At 47.9% G+C, this 2,385-nt stretch carries 2 protein-coding genes; both read right to left on the minus strand.

Going from position 1 to position 2,385, the window contains the following annotated elements; genetic code table 11:
* Positions 1–71: 71 nt before the first annotated feature.
* Entirely contained in the window at positions 72–932 is an 861-nt protein-coding gene (locus QUA47_RS30695; RefSeq protein ID WP_333433607.1) for a PAS domain-containing protein, read from the minus strand.
* Positions 933–1,165: 233 nt separating this feature from the next.
* The coding region (locus tag QUA47_RS30700) for a mannitol dehydrogenase family protein (protein ID WP_333433608.1) at positions 1,166–2,385 on the minus strand (1,220 nt) is incomplete at its 5' end.

The following is a 2,385-nucleotide window of genomic DNA, read 5'->3' on the forward strand; positions in this document are numbered from 1 at the left end:
CTGAATCGTCAAATATTTGGATTTCCCAAACTTTATATGTATGGTTAGTGTTCACAACTCAATTAGGAACGCTATATCTCTTCGTTGGTAACGACTTCACCTGTTTTTAGCGAGCGCACCAATGGATACTTATGAGGCGAATAGAGTTGACCATCTAAGTTAAATATTTCACTGGGAATAAGGGGTGCATAGTCCTCAATCTCCAGCAATTGTTCATAGCCATACCCAACAATTTGCTTGGTTTGTTCGTTCGCCAGAACTAATTTACCGGATGCCGCATCGGCAATCATGACTCCAGCAGGCATTTGTCGCAAAACGGCTTCAAATCGGGCGCGTTCAATTTCCAGCTCGTGCAACAACCGTTCTCGTTCTGCCTCCGCTTGCTTGCGATCGGTCACATCTCGAAAATAAACCGCTACACCCTCCGCAGAGGGATAGGCATTCGCCTCTAACCAACGCTGAACCGGTTCCCCAAATTCTTCCCAGGAAACAGGAACCTGTTCGATCGCTGCCCGATGTAGTTCCCGATAGGCAATTCCACCGACCAAATCAGGAAAAACCTCCTTCCAAACGTGCTTTCCCAGTAGCTCTTCTGGCGTTTTGTGCAGGATTTTAGCCGCCGCTTGATTCACGTAGGTGTAGCGCCAGTCGCGATCGAAGGCGACAAAAGCATCCGTAATGCTTTCAAGAATTGTTGCTACCTTGCCCTCAGTTTCTTGGGCACAGAACAACTGTTCGCTTTCAAGACTGCGGGCAAAGCGTTCAATGACTTCAGAGCGAGAAATTCCTCGCCTGTTAGCCTCTTTATCGAGCGATCGCCATGCTGTATTGGTAAGAGATACGCTCACTCGTTGTTTCGTCTCCGAGTTCCAATTGCTAACAAACTTGCCTGTGGCGTCGCGCTTCATGAATATCCATCCGTAGGCATACACGGTCTTCTCTATTGAACCTGAGTTACTCGCTCAGAAGAATCCGCCTTAAGATAGATGCTTTGGTCAGAGGGAAGATAGGAAAGAATGACCTCAATAAATACTGCGCTGTACTGGCTGCTGAATTTCCCTTTGCACTCGTAGACATAGAGCTGGGCTAGACGGGAGAATCCCACGGCTTTAACGTAGTGGCCGTGGCAGTGTCAAATAAGTTTCCTCACCGATGCGGATGGTGCCTACGACAATCGGGCTAGCGTTCCTTTAGCACCGAACTCATGCAAACTACGCAACTGGTCACCAACAGCCTCGACGAAACGTGGCGACTCTACTAAATCTCCAAAAATTTCAGATAGGCCCAGTAATGGTCTGGGATCTAATTCACTCAAACTGGCGCGTTGAGTGAGGATGTCTGCTAATGGGTCATCAATGGGAATAGGTTGCCCTTGTCCATCATGACTATTGATGTATCGACACCAAGCAGCAATCGTCAAACTGAGATAATCGATCGCACCTTCAAGTTGTAATTTATCGCGGAGCGATCCCAAAACAAACTTAGGAATTTTGGCCGATCCATTCAGGCACAGGCGCGGAAGCTGATCGCGAATTTTAGGATTGGAAAACCGTTCAATTAGAGTCTTTTTATAATCGTCTAAATCAATCCCAGGAACGGGTTGGAGCGTGGGTGTCACCTCGTCCATCAGGTTAGCAACGGCTTGCCGGAATAACGGGTCTGCCATGACTTCATAAACGTAGGTATAACCTGCAACAGAGCCGAGATAGCCAATCAACATATGACTGGCATTGAGCAGCCGAATTTTCATCATCTCGTAGGGATGAACATCGCTCGTCATCTGTACCCCAACGGATTCCCAATCGGGTCTGCCTGCACAAAAGGTATCTTCGATTACCCACTGGATGAAAGGCTCCGCGACACCTGGAAACGCATCATCAATACCAAACTGTTGGGCCACCATTTTGATATCTGCTGGGGTTGTCAGCGGAGTAATGCGATCGACCATGCAGTTGGGAAACGCAACGTGTTCCGCAATCCAACGTCCTAACTCGGGATCGCGCATTTGGGCAAATGTCGTTAGCATTTTCCGCACCATGTTGCCGTTGCCCTGGATATTGTCGCAGGACAAGACTGTAAAGGGTGCCAACCCCTGTTTACGTCGCTTTTCGAGTGCGGCTGTTAAAAAACCGTATGTCCCGATTGGTTGGTCAGGATGTTGCAAATCGTGCTGAATCGTTGGGTGATTAGGATCGAATTCGCCACTTCCTTCAATGATGTAGTAGCCGCTTTCAGTGATCGTTAGAGTAACAATTCGGCATTTGGGATCTGCTAATGCTTCAATAACTGCTTGACGATTGTCTGGTGCAAACCTGGGAGGGTGACAAAGAGGTCTATGAAATAGACTGGATAAGGGTTGCAGCCCGCATACCTTGTTGATAAAAG

It is taken from the genome of Microcoleus sp. MON2_D5 (genome assembly GCF_036701905.1).
Taxonomy (GTDB): domain Bacteria; phylum Cyanobacteriota; class Cyanobacteriia; order Cyanobacteriales; family Microcoleaceae; genus Microcoleus.